This is a genomic window from Gemmatimonas sp. (assembly GCF_046594945.1).
In the GTDB taxonomy this organism is placed as follows: Bacteria; Gemmatimonadota; Gemmatimonadetes; order Gemmatimonadales; family Gemmatimonadaceae; genus Gemmatimonas.
Genome location: NZ_JBKJRB010000057.1, coordinates 25141 through 48188 on the forward strand (window position 1 = coordinate 25141; position 23048 = coordinate 48188).

Here is a 23048-nt window from a genome sequence, read left to right on the forward strand (position 1 = left end):
CGCGCGCGCTACAGGATGTACTTTCGCAAATCCTCGTCCTCGCTGATCGCTTTCAGCCGCTCCCGCACCATTGCAGCATCTACAATTACCGCATCCTTGCCACGATCCGGCAGGTCGAAGAGCACATCCTCGAGCAGCGTAGTCATCACCGTGTGCAATCGACGCGCACCGATGTTCTCCATGCGCTCGTTTACCCGCGTGGCCACGCGCGCCAGCTCGGCGATGCCGTCTTCCTTGAACTCCAGCGACGCGCCTTCGGCTTCCACCAAGGCCGCATACTGCTTGGTGAGGGCGTTCTCGGGCTCCGTCATGATGCGCACGAAGTCTTGCTCGGTGAGTGGCTTGAGCTCCACGCGAATGGGAAAGCGACCCTGCAACTCGGGAATCAGATCGCTGGGCTTCGACACGTGAAATGCGCCGGCGGCGATGAACAAGATGTGATCGGTTTTCACGGTCCCGTATTTCGTCTGCACGTTCGACCCTTCCACGATCGGCAGCAGATCGCGCTGCACGCCTTCGCGTGAGACGTCGGGTCCCCCGCCCTGCCCGCGCTCGCCGGCGATCTTGTCGATCTCGTCAAGGAAGATGATGCCCATCGCTTCGGTGCGTTCGAGCGCGTCTTCGGTGATGTCGTCGAGATCGATCAGCTTCTCGAGCTCCTCGTCGAGCAGAATGCGGCGCGCCTCACTCACCTTCACGGTGCGCCGCTTCTTCTTCTTGGGCATCATGTCGCGGAACCACTCGGCCACACTCTCCATGCCTTCGTTTCCGCCGGGTGTCATCATGCCGGGCATGCCGGGGCCAGACTGGGTGACTTCGAGTTCAACTTCGCGGCCATCGAGCTGACCATCGAGGAGCAACAGCCGCAGCTTATCGCGTGTGCGCTTGTGACGCTCCATCGCCGCGTCGTGCTCGACCTTCACCTCCGGCGTGTCGCCGGTTGCGAGAGGGGGTACGGGCAACAGCAAGTCCAACAAACGCTCGTCGACCTTTTCGTTGGCGAGATCCTCGATCTCCGACTCGCGCTCGGTGCGTACCATGTCGATGGCGCTCTCGATGAGATCGCGCACCATCGATTCGACATCACGCCCCACGTAGCCCACCTCCGTGAACTTCGACGCCTCCACTTTGGCGAACGGTGCGCCCGACAGCTTGGCCAGGCGTCGGGCGATCTCCGTCTTGCCGACACCAGTGGGGCCGATGAGGATGATGTTGTTGGGAGAGATTTCCTCACGGATCGCTTCCGGGGCCCGCTGGCGGCGCCACCGATTGCGCAACGCGATGGCCACCGACTTCTTGGCGTCGGCCTGGCCGACGATGTAGCGATCCAGCTCCGCCACGATCTGGCGTGGCGTGAGGTCGGCGAGCCGAGCGATGGCCTGCTGAGTACGTGGAGAGGGCATGCCGAACGCTAACGATCCTCATAGCTTTCGGGCATGTCTTTCCTGCTCAGTTTTGCGGGCGCGCTCCAGCTCTCGGTTGCCTCCCTACAAGCCGCGCCCGCCGCTTCCCCTCCGCCCGATTCCGCGGCGGCCGTGTACCACGCCATACAGGGCCAAACCGAGGTTCGGATGGGACGTCCGAAGGCGGCGGTCGTGGAGATCGACGGCCGTCTCGACGAGCCGGTGTGGCGCGACGCGCCCCTCTTGACCGGTTTCTCGCTTTATTCGCCCACCGACGGGCGACCGGCGCCAGACTCGACCGAAGTGCGGGTGTGGTATTCCGCTACCGCGATCTATTTCGGTGTGCGCGCCTTCGAGCCGCACGGCATCGTGCGGGCGACGCTGGCCGACCGCGACCGCCTGAGCGCCGACGACAACCTCGAGATCCATCTCGATCCGTTTCAGGAGCGCCGCCGCGCGTTCGTCTTCATCGTCAACCCGCTGGGCGTTCAGGCCGACGGCACCAAAGCCGAGGGCGGTGGGTTCATTCCGGGATCGAATGTGATGCCGGGGCAGAACGACCTCAGCGCCGATTTCCTGTGGTCGTCACGCGGCCACGTGGAGGACTGGGGCTACGAGGTCGAAATTCGCATTCCGTTCACCAGTCTTCGCTTTCCCACGCGCAGCGTGCAGCGCTGGGGTATCCAGTTCAGTCGAAAAGTGCAGCACAGCGGCTACGAGGAAACGTGGACGCCCGTGCAGCGCGGCGCGGCGTCCTTTATTGCGCAGGAAGGTTGGCTGGCCGAGATGACCGGACTCACGCGCGGCATCGACGCGCTGATCAATCCCGAGCTCACGACCACGATCAGCGGTTCACCGTCCGCGGATCCTTCAAACTTGAAGGATTGGCGCTACGCGAGCACGCCGCGTGTGGGCGGCAACGTGCGGCTGGGACTGGGCAGCAATTTCGTGTTGAACGGCAGCATTCGTCCCGACTTCTCACAGGTCGAGGCGGATGCGACGCAGGTGGCGGCCGACCCGCGCTTCGCCCTGTTCTATCCAGAGCGGCGCCCGTTCTTCGTGGAAGGCGCGGACCAGTTCAACGTACCGAATACGCTCGTGTATACGCGTCGTATCGTGCAGCCCGACGCCGCGCTCAAGCTCACGGGCCGACTCGGCCGGTCAAACATTGCCGTGCTCTCCGCACTCGATGCCGCGCCGACCACGCTCGGCGCTACACGCCCACTGGTGGATATCGTGCGCATCACGCGCGACTTCCAAAAGCAGTCACAAAGCGGATTGTTGTTCAGCGAGCGCGTGAGCAAAGGTCGCGCCAATCGCGTGTTCGGCGCCGATGTGCGCCATGTGTTCGGCGGCATGTACTACGCGCAAGCGCAGGCGGTGGGCAGCCTCACGCGCGCGTCCGGCGCGCCGAAGCGAGGCGGCTTGTGGGAGGCGGTGGTCGATCGTACGGGCCGAGGTTGGGGCTTTCACTACAACGTGCTCGGTGTCACCCCGGAGTTCCGCACCGACAACGGCTTCGTAGCGCGCACCGGATTCGTGAGCCTGAACACCGCCAACCGGGTGTCGCTTTTCGGCAAACAGGGGCAGCTCTTCGAGAAGCTGCAGTCGTTCTCGCAGATCAGCGGACTCTGGCAGTACGGTGAGTTTTTCAAGGGGAAGAGTCTCCTCGAGAGCAAGGCGAGTCTTGGCAACACCGTCACCCTGCGCCGCGGCTGGTCGCTGGGCTACTCCCCAGCGCTGGCAACCTATGCCTTCGATCCCACGGTGTATGGCTCGCTGCGTGTCCTCGTGAACAGCACGGCGGCACCGTTTACGCCGGCGCCGCGTATCACCACATTCTCGCAGCAGGCGACCGCGTCCACGCCGCAGTTCCGTCGGTTCGCGGCGTCGGCCAGTGTGCTGCGCTCGAGTGATGTGGACTTCAACGAGACGTCGCGTGTCAACCGAACGGCGTACAGCGGCAGCGTAGACTGGCGGCCGAACACGCGGCTACGGATGAACGCCACCTACGCGAGCAACGAGTTCGTGCGCCGCGTCGATGACGTGTCCACCTTCTCCACGCAGATCCCGCGCGTGAAAGCCGAGTATCAGGTCACGCGCTGGGTCTTCGTTCGCATAATCACGCAGTACGAAGCGAACCGACGCGAAACGCTGCGCGACTGGCGCACAGGTTCGTTGCTGTACACGAGGCGGGCCGACGGCATGCTCACACCGACCGTGTCCACGCGCTCGAATCTGCTTCGCGCCGACTGGTTGTTCTCGTTCCGGCCAAGCCCGGGCACGGTGTTCTTTGCGGGCTACGGCAGCAGTCTCACGGAACCCGAGGCGCTGGGGCTCAATCGACTGCGTCGGGTGAACGACAGCTTCTTCCTCAAGGCCAGCTGGGTGAACCGCCTCGGCTCGCGGTAGGTGGCGTGGCGGACGCACCGCATGGAAACCACTGAGCCCAGCAGACGTGACTCACTGCTGTACTCTCACTCCTAATCGGAAATCATACGTATGCCCCGTTGTCACCGGCTCGCCACCCTGCTCCTCGCCATCTCCGCCCTGAGCGCCGCGTCGTTGTGCGCCCAGCCGGCGAATCCGCTCGTCGGCACCTGGACCGTCGAGTACGAAATGGGCCGACGCGTCGAGGACGGCCAAGTTACCAGCATCACCGGCACGGGTACGCTTAAGGTCGAAGCGTCGGGCGACTCACTCGTAGGCTTGCTGCAAGCGCCACTGCGCCCCGATGGCTCCGTAGTCCCCGTTGCCACGCTGGGTGGCCGAGCGGCGAAGGGCACGGCGGTCTTGAATCAGAAGGCGTCGGCCACGATGAACATGAACGGCGAAATCACGACGATCGAAGTCACGGTGACATGGACGCTGCAAGCCAGCGGCGACACGCTCACCGGCACGCTGCTGCGCGCGTTGCCGCCCGGCATACCGGCAGCGGCGGAGCCGTCGCCGGTGACGGGAACACGCGTGAAGGGGTAGCCTCGGCGCCTTGGACTACGCCGTGGGTTCGAGCACCGTGATGTTGGTGTTCGTGTAAATGCAGATCTCGCCGGCGATCGTGAGGGCCTTCTGCACGATCTCCGCCGGCGACAGTGTCGTCTCACGCACAAGCGCGCGCGCTGCGGCCTGCGCGTAGGCGCCGCCGGATCCGATGGCGAGAATGCCATCGTCGGGCTCAATGAGTTCACCGTTGCCGCTCAGCATGAACCCGTGATTGACGTCGGTCACGATCAGCATGGCTTCGAGACGACGGAGAACGCGATCGCTGCGCCATTCCTTGGCCAGCTCCACGGCCGCCTTGGGCAGGTTTCCAGGGAAGCGATCAAGCTTCTCCTCGAACTTTTCGAAGAGGGTGATCGCGTCGGCCACGGAGCCAGCAAACCCGGCGATCACGCGTCCGCCCTTGAGGGGGCGAACTTTCACCGCCTGCGATTTGGCGATGGTGTCGCCGACGGACACCTGCCCGTCGCCGCCGATGGCCACGCGTCCGTTGCGACGCACAGCCAGAATGGTGGTAGCTCGGATGATTGGGAGAGGCATATTTCTGGAATGTACCCAATTACCTACGACGACGTACTCGCTGCCCGCGCCCGGCTGCGCCCGTATCTGGACCCGTCCCCGGTGCGGCACTATCCGCCACTGGACGAGCTCGTGGGGCACGGCATCCGCGTGCTGGTGAAGCACGAGAACCATCTGCCCACGGGCAGCTTCAAGGTGCGCAATGGCACGTCGTCGATCACGGCGCTCACCGACGACGAGGCCCGGCGTGGCGTGATGGCTGCCAGCACGGGTAATCACGGACTGGGCCTAGCCTGGTCGGGCGCGCAACTCGGGGTGTCGGTGACCATCTGCGTGCCACACGGCAACAACCCCGAGAAGAGCGCGGCGATTCGTGGACTCGGGGCCACGCTGATCGAAGTGGGCGAACGGTACGACGAGACGGTGGCGGCCTGCCGCGCGTGGGCTGAGCGTGACGGCAAGACGTTGGTGCACTCGACGAATCACCACGAGGTGATCTCGGGCGCGGCTACGATGACGGCCGAGTTTTTGGAGCAGGCGCCAACCCTCGACGCGATCATCATTGCGCTGGGCGGTGGATCACAAGCCGTGGGTGCGGCAGTGGTGCGCGATGCGCTCCGTCCAACGCTCGAGGTGTACGCGGTGCAAAGCATCGGCGCGTCGGCGCAGCATGATGCCTGGCACGACGGCCTGCCGCGCGCGGGTGCGCCGGTGCGTACGTTCGCCGAGGGGATCGCGACGGGGTCGACGTACGAGCTCACGTTCTCGGCATTGCGGGCGGGGCTCGCGGAGTTCGTGGTGGTGAGTGAGTCGGCGATCGCGCAGGGGGTGCGGGACTTGTGGCGGATCACGCACAACCTGGCCGAGGGCTCGGGCGCGACGGGGCTGGCCGGCCTGCACTTGCTAGCACCGCAACTCGCTGGGCGGACGGTCGGCATCGTCATGTGCGGGGGCAATCTCGACGCGGCTCGCGCGGTCACTGTGTTGTCGGGTGGCACGCCAGATTGAGTTTTGGGTTTTGGGTTTTGGGTTTTGGGTTTTGGGTTTTGAATGGTGTGCTGGCGGAGGGGTGGTGGTCGGCGGTGAACCTCCCTTTCGCCGCTTCCTGCGGGCGGGACCCGTGGGCTCGCCACGCAGGTGAGGCGCGGCCGCCCGCAGAGGCGGCTGCAGGGAGGCTCACCGCCGACCTACCGGGGGGCGGCACTTCACCCGCGCGGCGCTCCCAAGGTCTTCCCCCGCAGGAAAGCCGACGAGGAGATCCCCACGGGCCGAGCGGCGTGCGCACCAGAGAAGCAACCGCACGCACCACGATCCCAGCCGCAAGCACACCACCCACAACCCCACCAACAGGTCAGGCGCGCGGGTGCGCCTGCCGATAGACCTTTTTGAGGCGTTCGACGCTCGTGTGCGTGTAGATCTGCGTCGTGCTGATGCTCGCGTGACCCAACAGCTCCTGCACGGCGCGCAGATCCGCGCCCCCATCGACCAAATGGGTGGCGAACGAGTGTCGCAGGGAGTGCGTGCTGAGTCCTGCCCCTTCATCCACCGCAGCGAGCAGTCCGACGATAGCGTGCTGAATGGCGCGTGGGCTCATGCGCCCGCCGCGCCCGCTCAGAAACACTGCCCCGCGCGCGGGCTTCGTGTTACTCGCCCTCACCTTCGCGAGCAGCGCATCGCGCTTGACTAAATAGTTGCGCAACGCCCGCTGCGCATGATCACCGACGGGTACGATGCGCTCTTTGCGCCCTTTGCCGCGCACCTTCACCTGTTGCACGACGAGATCGAGATCGTCGAGGTCGATGCCGCGCAACTCGGAGAGCCGGAGGCCGCTGGAGTAGAACAATTCCAGCATCGCCAGGTTGCGCACGTCGGTGAATTCGAGACTCTGCGCGCGCGTCGTGGCGTGTTCGAGCAACGTCTCGGCCTGCCGCTTGTCGAGGTACGCCGGTAGGGTGCGCGGTAGGCGAGGGGACGCGACCGCACGCGCGGGGTTCACGTCGACCCGTTCATCGCGATGCATCCAGCGATAAAAGCTGCGCACGGCCGACAGGTGACGCGCGACGGAACGCTTGGCGAGCCCACGGCGCGTACAGTGCGCCATGAAGCCGCGGATATCGGTGCGACCAAGCTCGTTCCACTGCCATCCATCGACGCCATGTGTGCCGGCGAGCCAGGTGGAGAACTCTCGGAGGTCACGCGTGTAGGCGGAGATCGTATTGGGCGAGAGGTCACGCTCCTTCGCGAGATGCACGAGGAACTCGTCGATCTCGGCGGGCAGCGCCGCTACCGGGCGTGCCGATTCGGGGACGCCGGCGTCAGGCAGCGCGACATCGTTGCTCACCGACCGGTCATCCGCGAAGCGCCGTCGGAATGATTCCGGCCTCATCGCGCCACGCCGACATCGCGGTGAGCGCACGTTCGGCGAAGAGCTCACGCTTCTTCGCTTTGTCCTTCAACAGCTTCGGTGCAACGCCGTCGAGATCGTCGAGCAACCCAAAGTTCGCGTTCATCGGCTGGAAGTGCTTCGGATCGGCTTCGCGCATGTAGCGATACAGCGCGCCCATCATCGTGCATGGCGGCGGCACCACCGGTGCATCGCCAGCAATCTGCCGCGCGAGATTGATGCCCGCTAATAAACCCGTCGCGCTGCTTTCCGTGTAGCCTTCGACGCCGGTGATCTGTCCGGCGAACATCAGCTGTGGCGCATCCCGCAACGACAGATGCGGAGACAGCGCCGCCGGCGCATTCACGTACGAGTTGCGATGAATCGACCCGAAGCGCAGGAACTCCGCCTCAGCGAGCCCCGGGATCAGGCGGAACACGCGCGCCTGCTCAGGAATGCGCAGCCGCGTCTGGAAGCCGACGAGATTCCACATGCGACCGCCGCGGTCCTCCATACGCAATTGCACGACGGCGTGGGGACGCGACGTGGAGCGCGGGTCCTGCAGGCCAATGGGCTTCATCGGCCCGAAGCGCAACGACTCCCGTCCACGCTGCGCCATCTCTTCGATTGGCATACACCCTTCGAAGTACGGCACTTTATCGAACTCGTGCGACGTAAACTGATCGGCGGTCGTGAGCGCGTCGATGAATACTTCGTACTCGTCACGCGTGAACGCGCAGTTCAGATACGCGCCTTCGTCACCGGCACCGTCCATCGTTTCCTTGCCCCAGCGCGAGGCGCGGAAGGCAATATTCTGGTCGATTGATTCGAGCGACACAACTGGCGCAATGGCATCGTAAAAGGCCAACGACTCGACCCCGAGTCGCGCGCGAATGGCGTCAGCGAACGCATCGGAGGTGAGCGGACCGGTCGCGATGATCCCCACGTCGGGGAGCGACGTGACTTCTTCGCGCGATACCCGAATACGCGGATGCGCATGCACGCGATCGTGTACGTGCTGCGAGAAGATCTCGCGATCGACGGTCAGCGCCGAGCCGCCCGGCACGCGTGACTGATCGGCGCAATCGAGGATCAGCGAACCAAGCTGCCGCATCTCGGCCTTGAGCAAGCCGTGCGCATTACTGGTCTCGGTGCTCTTGAACGTATTCGAGCAAACGAGCTCACCGAGCTTCTCGGTGCGATGCGCGGCCGTACCGCGCACGGGGCGCATTTCAGACACTACGACAGAATGACCGCGCTCGGCCAGCTGCCATGCCGCTTCACTTCCGGCGAGCCCGCCGCCGATCACATGCACTTCGTTGGATGCCATGTGTGTAGTCTAACGGTTCATTGCTTCGACGACTCGCTCAGCAATGGGTTGGCGTGGACGCTCGTTCGGCACGGGAAGCACCCCTTCGCCGCGTCCTGCGCGTGCGGTCCGGGCTCGGCGCGGGACCGCTGCAGGGCGGCGCCCACGCAGAGGCGGCGGCGGGCGCTCCGGACGCGAACCCGTACGACAGGGACTCGACGGAGAGAGAGGGGGGCGCGCACTTTGCCGCCTCGACAGTCGATGTGGTGCGCCTAGACCCGGCCCACGGCGCCCCCGCCGAGCGTCTCCCGCACACCAACGCCGAGAGAGAGCCGAGAGCCGGTAGCCCATAGCAAAACGGTCGCGCGAGGCACAAGCCCGCGCGACCGTTCCACGACTTCCCGAAGCGATCAAGCCACTTCGGCCACCAACTCAGCTTCGTCCGGGCTCGGCACATCCCACTCGTTGGCGCACTTGAGACACTTCCGGAACGCGCCGCGGGTCTTGTTGCTCTTCGACTCGGCGCCCACGTAGCCACACTCCGGGCACGTTTCGGCCACGGGCTTATCCCACACCACGAAATCGCAGTTCGGATAGTTCTCGCAGCCGTAGAACGCTTTGCCGCGCTTCTTGCTGCGGCGTTCCGCGATTTCGCCACCGTCTTTCGGACATTTCACGCCGGTGGGCATCGAGCGCGTCCCGCGGCACTTTGGGAACTTGGAGCAGCCGAGGAAATCGCCTGAGCGACCGTGGCGCACCACCATCGCTTCGCCGCACTCCTGACACATGTACTTCGTGAGCTCGGCCGGCTTCTTCTCGCCCTTGATCGGACGCGTGTACTTGCACGCCTTCGGGTGGTTTTCGCAGGCCACGAACGGTCCGAAGAATCCGCCCTTGGGGACGAGCTTGCCGCCGCACTCGGGACACTTATCTGTGGCGAGCGCCGACAGATCGTAAGCTTCGCCAATAAGGACGTCGAGATCGTTGTCGTTGAGCGTGGCTTGAAATGGCGTCCAGAAGTCGGTTAGCGCACGCACCCAGCCAAGTTCACCGTCGGCGATCTTGTCGAGTTCCCCTTCCATCTGCGCGGTGAACTGCACGTTGAAGATGTCGGGGAATTTCTTGACCATGACCTTCTCCACTGTTTCGCCGAGCGGCGTAGGGAAGAAGCGGCGCTGCTCGAGCGACACATAGCGTCGTTCGGCGAGCACCGAGATGATCGATGCGTAGGTGGACGGGCGGCCAATCCCCAGTCGCTCGAGCTCCTTGACCAGCGAGGCTTCGGAGAAGCGCGGCGGCGGCGCGGTGAAGTGCTGAGTCGACGCGATGGCGTTAACCGGCACCGACTCGCTTTGCTCGAGGAACGGCAACGCCTGCTCATCTTCGAGCGCCTTGCCGTCACCCTCTTCGCGCGCTTCGCGATAGAGCGTGAGGAAGCCGTCGAACTTGATAACGGAGCCCGTGGCACGGAACAGGTAGGAACGTCCCGCGGTGGGGATGTCGAAATCCACCGTCGTGGTGTCGAACACGGCCGGAGCCATCTGCGACGCCATGAAGCGCTTCCAGATGAGTTCATACAGCTTGAACTGATCGGTAGTGAGCTTCTTGGCGAGGCGATCGTCGGGACGGCGCGTGGGATCGGTGGGCCGCACGCCTTCGTGCGCGTCCTGCGCGTTCGCTTTGCCGCTGGGATAAAGCTGCATGCCGGCCGCGAGGTACGACTCGCCATATTCCGCCGTCAGCCAATCGCGCGCCGAACCGGCGGCGGTCTCGGAGACACGAGACGAGTCGGTACGCATGTAGGTGATGAGACCGACTTGGCCCTCTTCGCCACCGACGTCGATGCCTTCGTAGAGATCCTGCGCGAGACGCATGGTGCGCTTCGAGCCAAAGCCCAACTTCTTGGCGGCTTCCTGCTGCAGCGTGGACGTGGTGAACGGCGCTGCAGGATTTTTGCGCTTCTCGCGACGCTTGACTTCGGTGACGGTGAACTGCGTCCGGCCCTTCAGGTCGGCAAGAATCCGCTCGGCGTCGGCTCCGGTGGCGATCTCCGGCTTGCTGCCGTCAATCTGATGCAGCTTCGCGGTGAACGGCTGCGTGCCCTTCTGCAGGTCGGCCGCGATGCTCCAATACTCGACCGGCATGAAGGCGCGAATCTCGCGCTCGCGCTCGACGATGATACGGAGAGCGACGGTCTGCACGCGACCGGCGGACAACCCTTTCTTCACCGTCTTCCACAGGATCGGACTGGCCTTGTAGCCCACGAGGCGATCGAGCACACGGCGCGCCTGCTGGGCATCGACTTTTTTGGTGTCGATATCCATCGGGTTCGCCATCGACTCCTTCACCTTGTCCTTTGTGATCTCGTGGAACATCACGCGGCGGATCGGGGCCGTGACGGCATACCGAGGCGGCTGCGTGAAGAATTGCTCCACATGCCAGCCGATCGCCTCACCTTCGCGGTCAGGGTCGGTGGCGATGAAGATCTCGCGGGCGCCTTTCGCGACACGTTTGAGTTCGGTGAGGATGTCTTCCTTGCCCTCGATGGTGACGTAATCGGGCGCGAAGCCATGCTCGATGTCGATGCCGAGTTTTTTGGCCGGCAGGTCGCGCACATGACCAACGGTGGCCTTCACCGTGAAGCCTTTGCCGAGATACTTGCCGATCGTCTTGGCCTTCGCGGGCGACTCGACGATGACCAGCGTCGTGCCGCCGGCGGGCGCCGGTTCGTCGTCGTCGGGAGCCGCGTCATCGATTCGGGACCGAGTACGGGCCTTCGTGCTGGCGGCTTTCTTGGCAGCCGTCTTGAGGGCGGCCTTTGTCGCGACTTTTTTTACTGCTGTTTTGGCAGTAGGCGGACGCGCAGGCGACGGCTCAGCGACCGGGCTTGTGGCCGTCGCTGCCGACTTTTTCACCGCGCGCTTGGCGGACTTTTTGGCCACCTTTTTCACGGCCTTCTTCGCGGCGGGCTTGGAAACGCTGGTACCCGCCGCGGTCGTGCCCTTCTTGATTGGCATCAGATCAGTGTACCTGGGAGCGCTCGCCGTCCATCGCCCCATCATCGAGCCCCACGTCTTCCGCGATACCACGGATGTCCGCGAGGTTGATGCGGCCGTCGATATGGACCAGCGCGCGCTCCACCAACTGCTCAAAATCGTTGAGACTCACCGCTCCGGAGCCACCCAGCATCACCAGGTAGCCCCAGGCTTCGGCGGTGAACCGTCCGCGCTCATGCGGCCCCTGAACGCGGAGCGGCGCGTTGCGCGACATCACGGCCCCACCCGACCAGCGGGGTGAAGCAGTATCACTATAAAGAAGTGAAAGGATCTCACCAATCTGTCGCCGGTCATACCCTTGCGACGAGAGATAGGCCTCGACCTCCACGACATCCGTGTCGGCCGGGAATCGTTCGCGCAAATCATCGATGACAGGCGTCCACTGATCGTCCATCGCCTAACCTATCCCCAGAGTCCCGTCGTGGGCAAGCGCCACTACGGAATCAATAAGTCGTTGTGAATCAACAGCTTCTACGTTTACTGTGACGTCCGCCAGCGCGTACAGCCCAGATCGCCGCTCCCACAACATATGCATCGCCATGGCCGGGTCCGCTTGAGCCAACAGCGGGCGCACGATGCGGGACCGGGTGAGACGTCGCAGCGCCTCATTCGGGGAAATCTGTAAATGAATGATACGCCCCGGAGGTCGCAGCAGTGCCATGACCCCGGGAATCGTCACCCAGCCACCTCCTGGTGCCAGCACCATTGGCGGCGCCGCGGCCAACTCTTGAGTCAACGAGAATTCCAGCGCACGGAACGCCGATTCCCCTCGTTCCGCGAAGATACGCGTCACCGACATGCCTGCCCGCTTCTCGATTTCAGCATCGTAGTCGAGGAACGGCCGCGACAGCCGCTTCGCCACCGCACGACCCACGGTAGACTTGCCGGAACCCGGCAGTCCGACGAGCACGAGGTGCCCGTCGATCTGAAGACCGGCCGTCTGGGTCACCCCACCCGCTCGTCCAACCGGGCGAGATAGGCGTTAAAGTTTCGGTGCAGCTCGCCCATCGAGTCGCCTCCGAACTTCTCGAGGAGCGCGTCGGCCAGGACATAGGCCGCCATGGCTTCGGCGATCACACCCATGGCCGGTACCGCGGTGACGTCGCTTCGTTCCGCTACGGCCAAGGCCGCTTGACCAGTGGCGACGTCAACCGTGCCGAGGGGGCGCATGAGGGTGGAGATCGGCTTCATGGCGATCCGGATCACCAACTCCTCGCCGGTCGTCATGCCACCTTCGGTGCCACCGGCGCGGTTCGTCTTGCGCCGCACGTGGCCCATCCGGGTGTTCCCGGGTGCCGCCTCGATCTCATCGTGCACATCGGCGCCCATGCGGCGGGCGGTTTCGAAGCCGAGTCCGATTTCCACGCCCTTCACCGCCGGGATGGAAAGCATGGCCTGCCCGAGCCGCCCGTCGAGACGTCGGTCCCACGACACGTGCGAGCCCAGCCCCACCGGGAGGCCGGTCACGACCACTTCGCAGATGCCACCCAGCGTGTTGCCATCCTTCTTGGCGGCATCGATGCGGACGATCATCTCTGCTTCGGCCACGGGATCGAGCGTGCGCAGCGGCGACGCGTCGGACGCGACGTTGATATCGCTGGGCATCATCGCGGGACGGGCGGCGTCGACCCCGCCAAGGTGTACAAGGTGCGAGCCGACGTGGATGCCCACTTCACGCAGCAACACGCGGCAGACGGCCCCTGAGGCCACCCGCGCGGTCGTCTCGCGCGCCGACGCACGTTCCAGGATGTCGCGGGCGTCGCTACGGTCGTACTTCAGCAGTCCGGTGAGATCGGCGTGTCCTGGACGCACTCGCGTCACTTGTCGCTTCCGCGGACCGTCCGCGTCGGCCTCACGCGGTGCCGGGTCCATGATCTCGAGCCAGTTCTTCCAGTCGCGGTTGCGAATCAACATCGAAATCGGCGACCCCAGGGTTTCGCCGGCGCGGACGCCCGACAGAAATTCGATGCGATCGGTTTCGATCTGCATGCGGCGTCCACGCCCGTAACCCTGTTGACGTCGGGCGAGGTCGGTGTCCACGTCGGACGCCAGCAGCGGAACGCCGGCGGGCATGCCTTCCAGGATCGAGACGAGCGCCGGGCCATGTGATTCGCCGGCGGTGGTGAAGCGGAGCATGAGTGTGCGGAGCGGTGACGGATGGGCGGCGGTGGTTCCGTGGCCCGTCCCACAACGTATGAGGCGATACGGCGCGACGGGAGCCCGAACAGGTCTTACGAACGCGGCACGCAAGGGAGCTACGCCAACGCAGCACGGCCCCGAAGCGAGTGCCCCGAGGCCGTGCCGACTTCTTTGCTTGCTCGACTGCCTCGCGCGACCCTACTGACAGGTCGTGGTGAAGTTGTCGGGCAGAGCCACCACGGTCACACCGCGGATCGTGGCGCCGACCAGTACCAACTGGCCGTTCGGCCGCGTCGTGGCGCGCACGGGACCGATGATCGGGTTGCGGATCGGGATCGACGCTATCTTGCGGTAGCAATACGTGTCGAACACATCGATGACCGGCTCGCTCGAGGCGATGAACGCGAGGCGTGTACGGAGCGTCGAGTTGGCACCGGTGTTGAGCGGATGGAAGTCCAGCCCGCCGCCACTTGGCCGTGACTGCAGGATACCCTGCAAGCGCAGCGTACGATCGAACAAGTATGTGGAATCGCCCTTCACCGCATTCAACTCGCCGTCGAAGTTGACGCCGACGCCCTGAACACGCGAGAAGGTGTTGGCCACGAAGTCGGTGACGTCGAGCGGACGGGAGATACCGCGATCGATCACGGGGATCGGCGGCGTCGAGTCCATGCCCATTGTCGCATCATACGTCATGGCTCGGCTGCCGAGCACCGATCCGCCTTCACCGAACACCGCGCGGCGAAAGTTGCCCGAGCTGCGCACGAAGGTGGTGTCTCGGAAGGCCAGCTTGTCGAGCCGGATCACGATGGAGTAGGAGAAGAACCCGCCGTTGCCGTTCGGCACATTCTGCTTGAACGGCACGAGAACAGAGTCCTTGCCGAACCCGGCGGCGGCGTAGCGCTCCACTTCCAATGTGTCCGAGCGGCCGACCGATTGGCCGATCGCCTGCTCAAAGAAGAAGTGCGACGTACGCTGCGTAAGATTCTCCCACCGGATCGTGCCTTGGTTCGGGAACGGCATCGACTGGCCGGGCGTGGGCGTGGTGGAATACACCGCGAATACGTCGCGACACGGCGCGCCCGGCGTGTTGGCGCCGTTACAGGTGGCCGCGAGATACTGCGGACGATCGCTGAAGTCGTACACGGTGCGCTGCGTGATCGGCGCATCGGTGGCTTCCGAGCGCACGGTTGTAATACTGTACGCGACGATGTTCGGCAGGGCGTAGCGGAACACTTCGCGACCCGTCGCGCCCGTTTTCAGGTCGACGTAGCTGATGTTCGTTCCGCCGGAGTTCGCCACCAAGAGCGTGTCACCCATGACACCGTCACGGTTGCGCGGCCACGGCGCGATGCCCCACGGACGTGAGCCCACGGCGATCGGCGATCGGAACGTCGAGTCGGCTAGGTTGTAGACCTCGAGCCAGTTGCGCTCGATGTTCGACAGATAAATCCGATCGGTACGCGGGAAGTAGAACGCATCGGCCACCTGTCCGCCGCTGGGCAACGGGCTCGTGAAGCCAGCGACGACGGCCACCGTATCGAGGCGCAAGGCGCCCGACGTGAAGCGGGCCACATCGCGACGACCGTTCGCATTGCGGGCGAATCCGGTGACCGTGACGAGCGTCGGGAACACCGTGACCGGCACACGGGAGCGAAACGTGCGCACCAGTGTCGAGAAACCGCCGGTGGATGTCACGGAGTCGGCCACGAGCAGCTGGCCGGTGAGACCGCGCACTTCGTACCCGAGCACCGAGATACCAACCGGATCGGTCGCTTCCACAAAGATGGTGTCGGACACTTCGAGGCGCGACGCCACACCAGTGCGAACGATCGGCACCGTCGTCGAGCTGTCTTTGCTCTGCACCGCATATTGCACGGCGTTCCCCAGCACGCGCTGGTTGAGCGAATCGGTCACGAACGGCGTGACGGTGAGAATCTTGCCCTTCACGGTATCCGGCACCACGAGCGTGTCGAGCACCGCGACCGAATCCTTGAGCGGGTTGCCGAAGGACGCGGAGTCCTTCACGTTGTACGCGCCGGTGATTTCATAGCCCAGCGTGCGCACCTTGTAGCGGGCTTTCCCGGAGAATGAGATCACCAGCGACTTGCCGCTGACCACCGGCGATCCGGTCACCGGACTGGTCACGATCGCCTGCGGCGGCTCGAGATTGCCGACCGTGAGTGCGACGCGCGCCGTATCCGACAGATTGCCGGCGCCGTCGATGGCGATGGCCCGCGCATTCACGGTCGCCCCCAATGGCGCGTTATTCGGCACCCGGATGTTCACGTTTACCGTCAGCGACGTTACGGCGCTTGTCATCACGGTGTCGTAGGTGGCGCTGATGCCACCGGCCAACAGCACGCGAACACGCTTGAGGCCGATGTTGTCGGTGGCGCTCACCGTCATGGACAGCAACGTGTCCGCGACCGTGTTCCCCTTCGCCACCTGAACACGCGGAACGATCGTGTCTCGGAATGGCGGATCGATCACTTCGTCACCGCGGCACGCGCCGAGGACGGCGAGGGCAACCAGCGCCACGAGAGCGGCCGGTCGGGCGGTGCGAGGTGTGGGCCGCAGCGAACTGCGGCCAGCGATGATTGCAGACATGGTTATGTGAGTCCTCGTGGCGTCAGCGGCTCGGCGGGATCGCGCCATCATCCAGGATGTGCGGCGTCACCAGGATGAGCAGATCGCGCTTCGTTTCGTTCTTGGAATTCTGCGAGAACAAGCGACCGACGAACGGGAGGTTCATGAGAATCGGAATGCCACTGCGGAAGCGGTTGGTCTCGGTGACGGTCAGGCCGCCGATCACGGCTGCCTCTCCATCCGCCACGAGCACCTGCGACTCGGCACGCTGACGGTTGAAGATCACGCCCACGTCCGTGGCCGCGATTTCCGCACTCGAGTTCTCGGCTTTGATGTTGAGCAACACCATTCGGTTGTTGGTGATCTGCGGCGTCACGGAGAGCTTGATACCGGCCTCTTCCTTCGACACCGTAGCGCGGGGGAAGAAGGCCGCCGCATTCGGCTGACCCTGCCCACCGCCACCACCACCACCACCACCGCCCTGTCCTCCACCGCCGGAGCTCGCGTCGATCACGCGAATCGGGATCTCCTGACCGACGAAGATCTCGGCGCTGCGGTTGTTGAGAATCGTGATGCTTGGTTCCGACTGCACATCGGCCAACGACGAGGTCTGCAGCGCGTTCAGGAACGCCGTGAGCTGGTAACGACCGAGCGCCGTGCTGTAGATCAGGTTGAGCGCATTCGGCTTGATGGCGTTATTGGCATTGGCGATACCGGCCAGCGCGTTGCCGCCAAGCGCAATCCGAGCTGGGCCTTCATAGGCCCTGCCACCGCCTGTCGCGTCGGGCACACCGTCGCCGTCGGTATCGACGGCCGTCAGCGTGTTCGGATCGATACGCGGCACCAGCTGCTGGAAGAACTGCTTGTTGCCGGTGCCGAGGTCGTACGCGAGTCCGATGTCCTGGATGCCAGTGCGATTCACGAAGATGATCTTGGCCTTGATCGCGACCTGCGGCGTGCGGATGTCGAGCTGCTGAACGCGCGCCACGATCTCGGGGAGACGCGACGGCACTTCGGTGATGATCAACTTGTTGGTCGCGCTATCGGCAGCCACCGAGCCGCGAACCACGCAGCCTTGACCAGCCGTTTGATCCTGCTGACCACCACCGCCGCCACCGCCCTGATTCATCGGCATGCCCATGTCACGGCCGGTAGCCATGGTGGTCAGTCCGGTGCAATCACGGGCCAGCAGCTGCTGCACGGTGCCGCGCAGCACGGACGCCTTCGAGTAGTTGATGTCGACGATCTGCGTCACGAGGGGCTCGAGCGCCTGATTCGTAGCGAGGTTGCGGTAGCTGTCGACCGTGATGATGCCGCTGGCATCTTCGGTGGCCGCGAGCCCCTGCGCCTGCAGGATGGCCTGGAGGGCCACATCCCACGGCTTGTCGGCGATATCGGCGGTCACGTCGCCCGACACATCCTTCCCGACGACGATAGTGCGTCCCGAGAAGGTCGCGAAGGCGGCGATCACGTCGCGGATGTTAGTGCCGTCGTAGCTGACTGTGATGCGCGGCTTCTGTTGCTGACGGCGAGCAGCCGCCATCGAGGAAACCGTGGCCGGAGTGCGGGCGGTGAGCGGATCACTGGAATGGTCGTCGATGACGACCGGTGCCGGCGCCGCCCTCACAATCGGCGTTTCGAACTGCTTCACTTCCACGGGCTTCGCCTCGACCGGCTTGGCCTCGGCCGGTTTGGCTTCCACAGGAGCGGACACGGCGGCGATCGGAGCCGGCTGGCCGAGACGACCGGCGGAGACTTGCGACGACAGCTCACCACCGGTGCTACTGGAGCCCCACCGTGCGAACGCAACCGCCGGTGCACTGAGTGCAATCCGTACCTGACCGCCCTCGCGGACGACCGTATAGCTGCGCGAGCCATCGAGATCGATGACGAGGCGGACCGTGTCGGCGCGGAACTGCGACAAGCGCAGATTGCGCACCGGGCCACGGGCCTTGCCATCGTAGTTCGAGCGGATGGCCAGGTTGGCGCCGCCGAGGTCGACGACAATACGTGACGGATTGTCGAGCGTGAAATGCTTGAGCGTGACGGTCGAGTCGAGCGAGAGGACGATGTCGGCGCCTGCCGAGGCAGGTGCGACGGCGATGCCCAGCACGCGTCCGCGCGTGGGCACTTCAGACAGGGAGGTGATGGCCACGCGGGCCGAGGGGGCAGCGTAATCCGCGGGGGCGTTCACATGCGCCAGCGCGAGTGCGCCGGGCGCCAGGAGCGCGGAGATCACTGCAACGGTCGTCGGTCCCATCATGGGTTCCTCACTTTCGTCGTGTCGCTGCTGAGTGGCAGCGTTTCCTGCCGGTTGAATCCGAATTCTTCGATGGTGAACTGCACGGCCTTCTGCCGAATGGCGGCTACGCGGAGTCGTCCAAGCTGCTGTCCGACGCGCACGCGGTACTGTTGCTTCGAATACGTGTCGCGCATGATGGCGACCGAGTTGGCGCCGTTTCCGACAGGGTCGAACGCGACCGCCGTGAGACGCAGATCGCTGAGCAGCGGACGCACATCGCTGCTGCTCATGAGCGACTTGTAGGGATCGCGACGTCCGCCGCCACTGTACGCGAAGGTTTCGCGCTGCAGCGTGATTTGAGTGGGCATACCCGCCGTCTTCTGCGGGGCCACGCTCGGTCCGACCGTTCCGGCGGATTCCCCGGAAACCGTGCGCCCCGGTGTGGGGCGAACCGGCTGCTGTGCATCGACGGTCAGGGCCGTAGCGCTAAGCGCGAGCGTGGCGACGACAGTAGTGAGACGCTTCATGACGAACGCTCCTTGGCGGCGGGCTTGGCCGGCGTCGTCTTCTCGACGTAGGTCTGCAACGTGATCGTGGAGGCGAGCGCACCCTTTTCCGACGTCTTGATCGCGTTGCGCGGCGCGTTGGCGCCAGAGCCTGCGACGATGGAGAAGTTCACCGGCGCCACGATGCGCGCGAGCGACCCGACGTTGGCGAGGAACTCGCCGAACTGGTGATAGCCACCGATGATAGTGACGGTGTAGCGGTACGTGTCGAAACGTTCGCCGAGGATGACTGGCTCGGGCGTCACGCCACCGACGTCAAGTCCAGCGCGGCGAGCCGCGGTGCTGACTTCTTCGAGAAGCGCCGGCACTTCGTTGCCGGTGGGTACGAGTCGTCGCATGACCAGCAGGGCGGAGCGATTCTCCGCCGCCTGGACACGCAGGTTCTCGATGCTGCCCGACGCGAACTCACGCGCGGCACGTTGATTGGCGTCTTCGAGTTCCGCCACGCGTGTGATGTCGGACGCGAGCTGCTCTTCGCGGGCGGCATACGGATAGATGTAGTACGCCGCGGCGAGGGCGAGAGCCGCGAAGCCGATCAGGAGCTTGACCTGATCACGCTGGGTCTGAGGAAGCAGTGCCATTGTTGTCTCTGGTCAGCGCACGGGAACGACGAGGGGCGAGGTTCGCACCACACCCGGAGGCGGCACTTCGTACTCCGCCGATAGCTCGAACTGCGTTACATCCTTGCCTTCGACAATGACGATTTCCGACTTGCTGAGTGCGACATGCTGGATGAACGGAGAGCTCTCCATTTGCCGCATGAACATGGTGAGCGCCTGAATATCGACCGTCTGGCCAACGACGCGGAACGTGAGCGGCGGATGGATCTCGATGGTGTCCTGTACGACAGCCGCTTTTTTAGCCTTCGCGGCGGCCGTCGCCGGCACCGGCGTGGTCACACCGGCGAGCGTGTCGGCGCCGGGGGGCAACGGCGCCTTGCTCGTCTGTTCCAGCGTCGTCAGCCACGTGTAGGCGGGCAACGCGCGGCTGATCTCGTCGAGGATATGCGCCCAGTTGTAGCGATTCTCGTCGATCGTGCGAATGATCTGTAACTGGCGCTGCACCGAGTCACGCTCGGCGGTGAGCTTACGACGCGCGTCGAGCACCTTGGAGTAGCGAGTCGAATCGCGCACAGCGCGATCGAGCTTCTCGGTCACTTCGCCGGCGCGCGCGTTCTGCGCTGAGAAGAGCAGACCGACTGCCGCAAATGCGACGACGACGGCACCAGCGGCCCCGACGAGCCACGGATCACGAACTGACGCGCCGATGGAGCCGAGTGATCCGGCAAGGCTGCCAGCACCGCGCGACGACTTCTTCGAACCGGGGAGGAGATTGATCTGAAGCATCATGGTCGGATTCCTCAGGCCGCTGCGCGCAGCGCGAGTCCCACCGGCAACATCAGCAGCGGTGCGACTTCATCGGTGGACAGAAATTCCAGCGCCCCTTCTCGCACGGTGATCCTGGCGAGGGCGTTGGCCGATTGAACCGGTAGACGGAGGCGATCAGACAGCCACGCCAGCAGGCCCGGCACGCGCGATCCGCCGCCGCACGCATACACCGCGCGGATCTGACCGAAGTTGCGCGACGACGAGGCAAGAAATGTGGCGGCGCGCTCAAGACCGACCGCGAGCTCCTCACCGCGCAGGGCAATGGTGCCGTCGAGCAGCGACGACCGATCGAAGCCGCGGAGCATATCCTCAGCCTCGTCACCATTGATACCATGCTCACGCTGCACATCTTCGCGGAAGCGGCGCGTGCCAACGCCAAGATCGCGCGTCAGGATGGGCACGCCCTCGTCGAGGATATTCAGGTTCGTCTGCTCGTTTCCGATGTTGAGCAGGGCTACCGTTCCATGCATCGCATCCGGATGGTTCGCCTCGAACGCGTTGTGCAGTGCAAAGGCATCGACATCGATGACGGAGGGCGGGAACCCCGCGTCCTCAAGCAAATGTCGCTTCGCTTCCACCAGATCCCGCTTCGCCGCCACGAGCAGGACGCTCATGTCGAGACCGTCGCCGTCCGGATCGAGCACCTGGAAGTCGAGTTCGACGGAGTCCATGTCGAACGGCACGTGCTGTTCGGCTTCCCACCGAATCAGCTCACGTGCTTGTGCTTCCTTCACGCGCTCAATCGAGATCTTCTTGACGATCACGTCGCGTCCGCCCACGGCTGTCACGAGGCTCTTTGTCTTCACGCCGGTCGCTTCGAGCGTCTGGCGGATCGCATCGGCAACGATGCCGTGATCCATCACCTCGCCTTCGACAATCGCGGTGTCGTTGAGCGGCGTGATGACGACCTTGACCAGTTCCGGCGTGGGTCCGCTGTGGTCGATGACCACTGCTTTCACAAGACCGGAACCGACATCGAGTCCGACGGTGATTTTCTTTCGGCCGAAGAGCGCCATGGCTGTTGGGGTTGCACTGGTGGTTTTCACGCTGCCGTTCGACGCTGAGCGCACCGAGGGGACAGATTGACCTGCCTACACCCGGCACGTCACCCTTCAAACGACCGTCCCCTCACGAGGTAACGCCCCCCACAGGGGGAAGAGCCGGTACGACTGCCCACACCGTGACAGTGTCGGCCCGATGTCCGACTTTCCCTAATCGGGCGTTCTGACCTTTTGGCGGTCAATTCAACGGGGAATACCAGAGAGAGAATGGCTGCGCGCGCGGTACTGCGACGGTGGCCAGCGCCATCTGCACCGCGCAGTGATCGTAGCGCAGGCGTGTGTCGTTGCCGAGCTGTACGTCGGGACTGCCGATTGACGCGACGACGAGCGCGCCGCGGATGCGCAGCGTCGCGCCGCGTGCGTCGAGTCGTCCGCGTACCACGAGCACGCCGTCAATATCGAGTCGGCCGGTCACCACGAGATCACCGCTAACGGCAAGCAGACCGCGCCACCGCGCGGGGGTACGCAGCGAGACACTCGGTCCATCGAGTAACAGGGCGTGCCACCCTGGTAACGGTGCGAGCCACTGCGGAACGGAATCCGTCACGCGAACGGCACTTCGGGCAATCACCGAGATCCACGCCAGGTTGAAGCTGTTGCGCACCGTTGCCGTGTCGGCGAGCTGCAGTGACGCCGGCGGACCGCTCCACGACCCCACCGGGGCATCGATGAGCGCGGTCGCCGCGATGGGCACGCGCGACGACGTATCCCGCAGGATTCCGCACGCATCGGCGGCGTCGGCGAGATCGCGTCCGTCGATGGTGGTGGGATTTTGCGCGTGTACGGCCGCGATTGCCGTGAGTGCTCCGACGATCGGCAGCACCGGCGGCTCGAGCGCCATGGCTCGGGTGACGTGCCGGCGCACGATACCCGGTGTACCCATTGGCTCCAGCGCGACATCGGCGGTCAGCCACGCCACCAGCGGCTGCGTGCGCGTGATCCGCACGCGCACGCTGTCCCCCACCGCCGTCGTGACGCGTGTGGAGATCGTCGTGCCCGGCGCGAGGGCCGCCAAGGACTCGGCGGGCCAGGCGTCGAGTTGGAGCGCGAGTCCTTCGTCGCCAGCGAACTGGGCGCGAACGCCGTTGGCGGCGAGACGAGTCGCACGATAGCCGTGCCATATCGTGGTGATGGCTGCCAGGGCAAGCAGCGCGACGAGTGCCGTGGCTACCACGACGAACGGCAGGACAAACCCGGCGCGACGCGGGACGCGACGCGGGACGCGACGCGGGACGGGAGCGTCGAACGCGCGTCCCGCTTTTCGAATCAGATTGCGACGGTCGCGATCGCCGCGTCTTCGAGCGCGTAGCGAAGGTCTCGTTCCTCGAGCCCGACGGGTCGCGACGTGAAGACGCTGACCCGGCCCGACGCGGCGTAGAGTGCGGCCTGCGTC

The 23048-nt window shown here is 64.7% G+C and carries 18 protein-coding genes; 3 read left to right on the forward strand and 15 right to left on the reverse strand.

The features are described 5' to 3' along the window. Window positions 1-8: 8 nt before the first annotated feature. Window positions 9-1403: an ATP-dependent protease ATPase subunit HslU gene (gene hslU / locus ACLL97_RS06585; RefSeq protein WP_411279686.1), complete on the reverse strand. Its 1395-nt coding sequence runs from the start codon at window positions 1401-1403 to the stop codon at window positions 9-11. A gap of 33 nt (window positions 1404-1436) precedes the next feature. On the opposite strand from hslU, the gene ACLL97_RS06590 reads away from it, so the two are divergent. Both ACLL97_RS06590 and ACLL97_RS06595 read left to right on the forward strand, forming a co-directional pair. After that, the gene (locus tag ACLL97_RS06590; protein WP_411279687.1) at window positions 1437-3815 is read left to right on the forward strand and encodes a DUF5916 domain-containing protein; all 2379 of its coding nucleotides are present in this window, start codon (window positions 1437-1439) and stop codon (window positions 3813-3815) included. A gap of 90 nt (window positions 3816-3905) precedes the next feature. After that, window positions 3906-4382, forward strand: coding sequence for a hypothetical protein (locus ACLL97_RS06595; RefSeq protein WP_411279688.1), 477 nt, complete (start codon window positions 3906-3908; stop codon window positions 4380-4382). Window positions 4383-4397: 15 nt separating this feature from the next. Here ACLL97_RS06595 and hslV read toward each other — a convergent pair whose 3' ends face one another. Further along, window positions 4398-4943 (reverse strand): ATP-dependent protease subunit HslV, encoded by a 546-nt coding sequence (gene hslV, locus ACLL97_RS06600; protein WP_411279689.1) that lies wholly within the window; start codon window positions 4941-4943, stop codon window positions 4398-4400. Between the two features lie 9 nt (window positions 4944-4952). Here hslV and ACLL97_RS06605 point away from each other — a divergent pair, with 9 nt between their 5' ends. Then, the gene (locus ACLL97_RS06605; RefSeq protein ID WP_411279690.1) at window positions 4953-5930 is read left to right on the forward strand and encodes a threonine/serine dehydratase; all 978 of its coding nucleotides are present in this window, start codon (window positions 4953-4955) and stop codon (window positions 5928-5930) included. 343 nt (window positions 5931-6273) lie between these two features. On the opposite strand, the gene ACLL97_RS06610 is transcribed toward ACLL97_RS06605, so the two are convergent. From ACLL97_RS06610 to ACLL97_RS06670, 13 genes are all read right to left on the reverse strand, one after another. Continuing rightward, entirely contained in the window at window positions 6274-7263 is a 990-nt protein-coding gene (locus tag ACLL97_RS06610; RefSeq protein WP_411279691.1) for a tyrosine recombinase XerC, read from the reverse strand. Window positions 7264-7270: 7 nt separating this feature from the next. Continuing rightward, window positions 7271-8635 carry a methylenetetrahydrofolate--tRNA-(uracil(54)-C(5))-methyltransferase (FADH(2)-oxidizing) TrmFO gene (trmFO, locus tag ACLL97_RS06615; RefSeq protein WP_411279692.1) on the reverse strand — a complete coding sequence of 455 codons (1365 nt, stop codon included), beginning with the start codon at window positions 8633-8635 and terminating at the stop codon, window positions 7271-7273. Window positions 8636-9024: 389 nt separating this feature from the next. After that, complete coding sequence (gene topA / locus ACLL97_RS06620) at window positions 9025-11631, reverse strand: type I DNA topoisomerase (protein ID WP_411279693.1); 2607 nt, start codon at window positions 11629-11631, stop codon at window positions 9025-9027. A 4-nt stretch (window positions 11632-11635) separates the two neighbouring features. Continuing rightward, complete coding sequence (locus ACLL97_RS06625; RefSeq protein ID WP_411279694.1) at window positions 11636-12064, reverse strand: DUF494 family protein; 429 nt, start codon at window positions 12062-12064, stop codon at window positions 11636-11638. A 3-nt stretch (window positions 12065-12067) separates the two neighbouring features. Continuing rightward, entirely contained in the window at window positions 12068-12619 is a 552-nt protein-coding gene (locus ACLL97_RS06630; protein ID WP_411279695.1) for a shikimate kinase, read from the reverse strand. Continuing rightward, the gene (aroC, locus tag ACLL97_RS06635) at window positions 12616-13806 is read right to left on the reverse strand and encodes a chorismate synthase (RefSeq protein WP_411279696.1); all 1191 of its coding nucleotides are present in this window, start codon (window positions 13804-13806) and stop codon (window positions 12616-12618) included. The genes ACLL97_RS06630 and aroC overlap by 4 nt, the downstream gene beginning before the upstream one ends. A gap of 201 nt (window positions 13807-14007) precedes the next feature. Continuing rightward, window positions 14008-16419, reverse strand: coding sequence for a YncE family protein (locus ACLL97_RS06640; protein ID WP_411279697.1), 2412 nt, complete (start codon window positions 16417-16419; stop codon window positions 14008-14010). 22 nt (window positions 16420-16441) lie between these two features. Beyond that, on the reverse strand, window positions 16442-18661 hold the full coding sequence (locus ACLL97_RS06645) for an AMIN domain-containing protein (protein WP_411279698.1): 2220 nt from the start codon (window positions 18659-18661) through the stop codon (window positions 16442-16444). Continuing rightward, on the reverse strand, window positions 18658-19167 hold the full coding sequence (locus ACLL97_RS06650) for a hypothetical protein (RefSeq protein WP_411279699.1): 510 nt from the start codon (window positions 19165-19167) through the stop codon (window positions 18658-18660). Before ACLL97_RS06650 ends, ACLL97_RS06645 begins: the two co-directional genes overlap by 4 nt. Then, window positions 19164-19787, reverse strand: coding sequence for a type 4a pilus biogenesis protein PilO (locus ACLL97_RS06655; RefSeq protein WP_171223779.1), 624 nt, complete (start codon window positions 19785-19787; stop codon window positions 19164-19166). Before ACLL97_RS06655 ends, ACLL97_RS06650 begins: the two co-directional genes overlap by 4 nt. A gap of 12 nt (window positions 19788-19799) precedes the next feature. Continuing rightward, window positions 19800-20555 carry a PilN domain-containing protein gene (locus ACLL97_RS06660; RefSeq protein WP_411279700.1) on the reverse strand — a complete coding sequence of 252 codons (756 nt, stop codon included), beginning with the start codon at window positions 20553-20555 and terminating at the stop codon, window positions 19800-19802. Between the two features lie 11 nt (window positions 20556-20566). Then, window positions 20567-21610 (reverse strand): type IV pilus assembly protein PilM, encoded by a 1044-nt coding sequence (gene pilM, locus ACLL97_RS06665; RefSeq protein WP_411279701.1) that lies wholly within the window; start codon window positions 21608-21610, stop codon window positions 20567-20569. A 223-nt stretch (window positions 21611-21833) separates the two neighbouring features. Next, complete coding sequence (locus ACLL97_RS06670; protein ID WP_411279702.1) at window positions 21834-22829, reverse strand: hypothetical protein; 996 nt, start codon at window positions 22827-22829, stop codon at window positions 21834-21836. Between the last annotated feature and the right edge of the window lie 219 nt (window positions 22830-23048).

Excerpts from the sequence above, each read along its gene's own strand:
- hslU (WP_411279686.1), bottom strand. The coding sequence starts at position 1,403 with ATGCCCTCTCCACGTACTCAGCAGGCCATCGCTCGGCTCGCCGACCTC.
- ACLL97_RS06590 (WP_411279687.1), top strand. The coding sequence starts at position 1,437 with ATGTCTTTCCTGCTCAGTTTTGCGGGCGCGCTCCAGCTCTCGGTTGCC.
- ACLL97_RS06595 (WP_411279688.1), top strand. The coding sequence starts at position 3,906 with ATGCCCCGTTGTCACCGGCTCGCCACCCTGCTCCTCGCCATCTCCGCC.
- hslV (WP_411279689.1), bottom strand. The coding sequence starts at position 4,943 with ATGCCTCTCCCAATCATCCGAGCTACCACCATTCTGGCTGTGCGTCGC.
- ACLL97_RS06605 (WP_411279690.1), top strand. The coding sequence starts at position 4,953 with ATGTACCCAATTACCTACGACGACGTACTCGCTGCCCGCGCCCGGCTG.
- trmFO (WP_411279692.1), bottom strand. The coding sequence starts at position 8,635 with ATGGCATCCAACGAAGTGCATGTGATCGGCGGCGGGCTCGCCGGAAGT.
- topA (WP_411279693.1), bottom strand. The coding sequence starts at position 11,631 with ATGCCAATCAAGAAGGGCACGACCGCGGCGGGTACCAGCGTTTCCAAG.
- ACLL97_RS06625 (WP_411279694.1), bottom strand. The coding sequence starts at position 12,064 with ATGGACGATCAGTGGACGCCTGTCATCGATGATTTGCGCGAACGATTC.
- aroC (WP_411279696.1), bottom strand. The coding sequence starts at position 13,806 with ATGCTCCGCTTCACCACCGCCGGCGAATCACATGGCCCGGCGCTCGTC.
- ACLL97_RS06640 (WP_411279697.1), bottom strand. The coding sequence starts at position 16,419 with ATGTCTGCAATCATCGCTGGCCGCAGTTCGCTGCGGCCCACACCTCGC.
- ACLL97_RS06645 (WP_411279698.1), bottom strand. The coding sequence starts at position 18,661 with ATGATGGGACCGACGACCGTTGCAGTGATCTCCGCGCTCCTGGCGCCC.
- ACLL97_RS06650 (WP_411279699.1), bottom strand. The coding sequence starts at position 19,167 with ATGAAGCGTCTCACTACTGTCGTCGCCACGCTCGCGCTTAGCGCTACG.
- ACLL97_RS06655 (WP_171223779.1), bottom strand. The coding sequence starts at position 19,787 with ATGGCACTGCTTCCTCAGACCCAGCGTGATCAGGTCAAGCTCCTGATC.
- ACLL97_RS06660 (WP_411279700.1), bottom strand. The coding sequence starts at position 20,555 with ATGATGCTTCAGATCAATCTCCTCCCCGGTTCGAAGAAGTCGTCGCGC.
- pilM (WP_411279701.1), bottom strand. The coding sequence starts at position 21,610 with ATGGCGCTCTTCGGCCGAAAGAAAATCACCGTCGGACTCGATGTCGGT.